This window comes from Halomonas sp. (genome assembly GCF_031581305.1).
Lineage (GTDB): Bacteria > Pseudomonadota > Gammaproteobacteria > Pseudomonadales > Halomonadaceae > Halomonas.
The window spans coordinates 1-4,949 of record NZ_JAVLBC010000216.1 but is presented as its reverse complement, the minus strand read 5'-3'; the positions used below and the strand labels follow the sequence as shown (position 1 = coordinate 4,949).

The following is a 4,949-nucleotide window of genomic DNA, read 5'->3' as shown; positions in this document are numbered from 1 at the left end:
GTGTCGTTGCCGCAGGAGATGGACCTGCAGAATCCGGGGAAGATTCGGGTATCCAATGGAAGGATGTATGTGCTGGATGGAGTCGCGCGGCGACTGCACATCCGGCAGATGGCGACAGGCGGCCTTGAGAAGGCCGGCGATGGGGCGCAGCAACTCGTCCGGGGCGCCGAAGATCGACAGGAGATCGTCGCTGGGCGGCTCCGCTTCTTCGTCCGCCTCCAGGGACCCGGCACCGTCGTCGCTTGCCGGCGGCGGTGTCGCCATGCTGGCCTGTTCCTCCAGCAGCGCGATGGCCTCCTGATCGCCCAGCTCGCGCGCCACCGGCAGCCACGCCTGGGCGGTGCGTTGTGCCTCGGCATCGGCACCCAGATCGCGCAAGCAGCCCGTTTTGAGGATGCCGTTGACCAGACTGTCGGGGTCGAGCGACTCCGCATAGAGCACATGGGCCAGAGCATCGGCGGGGCGGGCGTCCGCCAGGCAGCGGCTGGCCAACCAGTTGAGCGCTACACTGGCCGCCAGGGGCGTGAGTTGGGGTACCAGCTCGTTCATGGCCTTCTCGCCGGCGGCGAGATGGCCGAGCTCGTCGTAGGCGTGTCCCAGCAGGCGCACGGCCTCGGCCTGCAGCTCGGCCTCCAGGCTGCTCTTGCGAAGCAGCGCGAGCAGCAAGTTGCGCGCCTTGCCGGGGTGGCGCTCCTCCAACTCCTGACTCGCCACGGCCAGACGCACCTTGGCTGGGGCTGACTTGGCGGCGGCCTGGCGCTGTTTGAGGGTAAAGCCGCTGACGGCCAGATGGATGACGGGCATTTCATCGGCCAGGTGCGTGGTATGTTCGCTCTGCAGCGGCTGGCAGCAGCGCTTGTACTTCTTGCCCGACCCGCAGGGACAGCGGTCGTTGCGGCGCGGCTCGGGAAAAGGCGCACAGCGGAAGTTGCGCGACGGTAGCGGCACCGCGTTCCAGATCGAGCGGCCCATCGCCCAGAAGGGGAAGCGGGGATCGAACCACGCTTCGACGCCTGAGCGTTTGAGGATATCGTCCAGGTCGGCGAAGTAACGCTCGGCATCCTGGTACTTCACGATGTGTTGAACGGAATCTTCGAGGAAGCGACCGATGCTGGATGCCAGCTCGGGGGGAATCTCTGCGTTTTCGTCGTCGTGATGCATATGGCTTAAGGGTCATGGGTGGGGTAAGCCCCTTAGGGTAGCGCGTCTCGCCGGTAGGGTCGCTGCCGGGGGTCAGACCCTTAAGGGGATTTAGGTGCCATGGCGCCTTGGGTCAGACCCCGAAGCCGTGCCGAGCGGGTTTTCGTGCCGGTGGCGGGCGGGGTGCTCGCCGCCGGGGTCTGACCCCGGTGCCGTTATGACCCCGGTGCCGTTAGGGGGTGGCCGCGGCGCGTCTGTTGGCGAATGGCCTCCACGGTGACTTCAGGGAGCGGGGTATCGAATAGGTGCCGATAGTGGTGCTGGCGCTGTTCGGGGTCGCTGGCGCTGGCGAGGTAGAGCGCATGCGGCGAGATCACCGGGTCGGGGACCCCCAGGGCATTGGCCCGGTAGCTCGACCAGAGATAGTCGCCCGGCTGCTCGACTATCCCGGCGCGCACGGGGTTGAGCTCGATATAGCGGTAGCAGGCGAAGAGGTAGGCTTCCTCGCCGACGAGACAGCTATAGTAGCGGCCCTCGAAGAGGCCTCCGGTTCGTTCGTGGCGCCTGTTGAAGTATTGCGCGTAGCGCTGGCCGAGGATCTTCATCATCTGGCTGATGCCGTGGGGATCGTCACGGGGCGTGGCCAGCAGGTGCACATGGTTGTGCATCAGCACATAGGCATGCACATCCACCTGATATTCTTTGCGAGCGTCATCGAGAAACGCCAGATAGCGTCGGGCATCGCTGCGATAGACGAAGCAGGCGCCGCGGTTGTTGCCGCGCTGCACGAGATGCAGCGGCGTGCTCGGCAGTAGAATGCGCGCTGGACGGACCATGGCCAGCCTCCATGCCGTTCCGTAAAATGATCTTCAACCAGTGTAGCGGGCTTTCTGCCCCACGGGGTCAGACCCTTAAATCCGCTTAAGGGTCTGACCCTTATGACCTGACCCTTATGACCGAAGATGCCGCGCCTATTGGGCCATATGCGCGTTCACAAGCTCGTCAAGCCACTCCGGCGATAGCTCTGTGATGAGCTCGCTCGCTAGTGCCTCGGACATCTGAAGGGACTCCATCGCATGCTGGATATGGGCATGAGGCCGGGCCGTTAACTCTCTGAGCGCTGCAACCAGTGTTGTGGCAATGACTCGCTGCCCATACTGGTCGCAAGCCATATCCCATGCCGCTGGTGGGATCGGGCCCCATTCGCGACGCATCATGCATAGATCCAGGATATCCTTGATGTGATTCTGGTATCGATCGGCATTGGCTGTCAGTTTGGTCGCAAAGCAGCCTTCCCGGTTAACGCTGGGAATGGGGAAGCACGTTTGTTGGGTGTCGGGCAGCAACCGGTCATTGGCAAAGTTGATGATTTCGAGTTTGATGGGGCGGTGTGGCCCGTCCAGTAAGGCACGGATCGCATCGCGGTCAGCACGAATGTCCCGATTGTCCCAGAGTGGCAGCGTACTGCCTTGGCGCAGTAGCTTGCCAAAGCTAATATTGGTCACTGTGGATCGAGCGGCTCGATACGCGTCTTTGCCGATGCAAAAGAGGTCGATGTCCACTGATTCACGAAACTCGTCGAGTTCGAGGGCAATGCGTGTTCCCCGTCCGAACAGGATGTTGTTGTCGCGGAGGAAATCGGGGTCAAACTGGGAGAGGATAGTACCGATGGCCTGGTGGTGGGGGCGTCTAAACATCATGCCACGAGCATGTGGCCGTGGCCGTACGTCTTTGCCAGCTCGTCGATCAGGGTGCGTTCCTTGTCCAATAGACGATCTTGCGCGATAAAGCGCCATCTCTCTTCATAGAGATGGAACGCCACCTCGGGATCGATATGAACATCGGCACGGTCCCAAAGAATGGCATCAAGTTCGGGATAGTCGTGTCGATTGATGAACGCCGGTTTCATAGGGTCACCAGTAAGTGACTGGATGATGTTTCTAATTCGTTGCCATTCTAGCCCCTTGCCCGTGGGGGGTCAAAACGTGCCTAGATCATCAAGCATCATAGCACGCTCATCCCTCTTGGCGTCGATGCCCCATCCGCCGTAAGGCGCGGAGTGGAGGCGCTGCCCTGGCGCTGGAAAGACACCCAGCGGCCTGAGTCAGACGGGAGCAGTGGCGCTTCATGGGCGGTTTACCCTGCTACGCTTGAAGGCAGGTTCGTTCACCCTGTTCGTAGAGGCCCTGGAGTCGTGCGGCCGCGGTTTTCTCGAGGCTCGGCCGCCCGTTTCCCCCACGGAGGATGGCGCATGAATCGCTGGCCGAGAGAGAGCGTACGCATTGCCTGGCTGCACACGGCCCGTGCGGTGGAAGTGGCCCCCTGTATCGCCCTGTGCGACAGGGCCCCGGGTGGCCCGGAAGGAGGCGACGGCGCGGGGCGCCAGGCGCAGGGAGGGGATCCCTCATGAGTGCCATCGCGGAGAAGGGCGGTGCCAGCTTCCACGGCATCAAGCTGTTGCTGTGCGAGAACCCGCTGCCGCCGATCGAGGAGGCTATCGCGGCGGCGCAGGCCGAGGTGCCCAACAGCAACTATTACACCGAGCCCTATTCGGCGCCGCTGCGCGAGCTGATCGGCGAACGGCTCGGCGTTCCCCAGCGGCTCGTTCACATCAATGCCGGCTCCGAACTGATCCTGCGCCAGCTGTTCGATCGCTTCGGTCAGCAGGTCCACCTGCTGACGCCGACCTATGGGCTCTTTCCCGAGATTGCCCGGCAGTACACGGAGACACGGCTGCTACCCGACAACGATTTCGGCTTCGATCTGGCGGCGCTGGCGATTCCCCGGGGCACGACGCTCGCCGTCATCGTGAATCCCAACAACCCCAATGGCGGGGTCTTCGACATGACGCCCTTGCCCGCGCTGCTGCGCCGCTACCCGGAGACGCTGTTCCTGGTCGACGAGGCGTTCATCGGGCTTGCCGGAGAGTCGGTCGTCCACCTGGTGCCCCGGTATCCCAACCTGCTCGTGACGCGCACGCTCTCCAAGGCCCACAGCCTGGCGGGCTTTCGCGTCGGCTATGCCATCCTGCCCGAAGCCATTGCCGATGAGCTGAACGGCCACAACGATGCCTACCCCCTGGCACGTCCCAGTCAGGCGGCAGCCCTTGCCACGCTCCAGCACGAGGACCGGATCCAGGCCCGGGCGGCACAGCTGCATGGCTGGACCGAGGCGCTGGCGGCCGAATTGCGCGCCCTGGGCGTGCGCACCTACCCGACCCGGACCTACTTCTTTCTTGCCGACTTCGCGCCCCACGATGCCACCACCCTGGCGGAGGCGCTGAAGGCCCGGGAGATCCTCGTCAAGCCGCTGAACGACCCGGCGCTGGGAAACGGGTTGATGCGGGTCACGACGGCGCTGCCGGACGACAACGTCCGCTTTGTCGAGGCGCTGAAGGAACTGCTGGACCACAACGCTGGAAGCTTGAAGCTGTAAGAAACCCCAAAGGCCGTAAGTCAGGGGGGTATGCCGCGACGCGGCATTCTTCCAGCTTCCAGGCGTGAAGCGCCGCTCTTCCAGCTTCCAGCTTCTAGCTTATCAGTTGGCGTTCCCGCAGCAGCGCAATGATGGCCTCGGCGGCGTCGTCGCTGCTCATTTCGCCGGTCTTGAGGTGCAGGTCCGGGGTCTTCAGGATCTTATTCACCCCTCTGCGGTGCGGCAGACAGCGTTAATTCAATGGCATCGTGTCGCCATAGCTCGTCGTCGTAATCGATGGCTCTGCCGTTCTGATCGTGATTGATGCGAGTCACGCGTTGAGCAGGGCCGCCGGGAGTGGCTCGCAGGGCGTCGGCGGCACGGTCATCAAGCAC

At 63.3% G+C, this 4,949-nt stretch carries 6 protein-coding genes; 1 reads left to right on the top strand and 5 read right to left on the bottom strand.

What is annotated here, in order from left to right; translation table 11 throughout:
- From RI841_RS14315 to RI841_RS14300, 4 genes are all read right to left on the bottom strand, one after another.
- Nucleotides 1–1,161, bottom strand: a 1,161-nt coding sequence (locus tag RI841_RS14315) for an SEC-C domain-containing protein (protein ID WP_310706307.1), incomplete at its 3' end; no start/stop codon positions are given.
- A gap of 194 nt (nt 1,162–1,355) precedes the next feature.
- Nucleotides 1,356–1,976: a transposase gene (locus RI841_RS14310; protein ID WP_310706306.1), complete on the bottom strand. Its 621-nt coding sequence runs from the start codon at nt 1,974–1,976 to the stop codon at nt 1,356–1,358.
- A 135-nt stretch (nt 1,977–2,111) separates the two neighbouring features.
- A complete protein-coding gene (locus RI841_RS14305) occupies nt 2,112–2,840 on the bottom strand; it encodes a nucleotidyl transferase AbiEii/AbiGii toxin family protein (protein WP_310706305.1) in 729 nt (242 codons plus the stop codon).
- Nucleotides 2,837–3,049 carry a hypothetical protein gene (locus RI841_RS14300; RefSeq protein ID WP_310706304.1) on the bottom strand — a complete coding sequence of 71 codons (213 nt, stop codon included), beginning with the start codon at nt 3,047–3,049 and terminating at the stop codon, nt 2,837–2,839. The genes RI841_RS14305 and RI841_RS14300 overlap by 4 nt, the downstream gene beginning before the upstream one ends.
- A gap of 497 nt (nt 3,050–3,546) precedes the next feature.
- Here RI841_RS14300 and RI841_RS14295 point away from each other — a divergent pair, with 497 nt between their 5' ends.
- Complete coding sequence (locus RI841_RS14295; protein ID WP_310706303.1) at nt 3,547–4,575, top strand: histidinol-phosphate transaminase; 1,029 nt, start codon at nt 3,547–3,549, stop codon at nt 4,573–4,575.
- 200 nt (nt 4,576–4,775) lie between these two features.
- Here the strand turns inward: RI841_RS14295 and RI841_RS14290 are convergent, their stop codons facing one another.
- Complete coding sequence (locus RI841_RS14290; RefSeq protein WP_310706308.1) at nt 4,776–4,949, bottom strand: UTRA domain-containing protein; 174 nt, start codon at nt 4,947–4,949, stop codon at nt 4,776–4,778.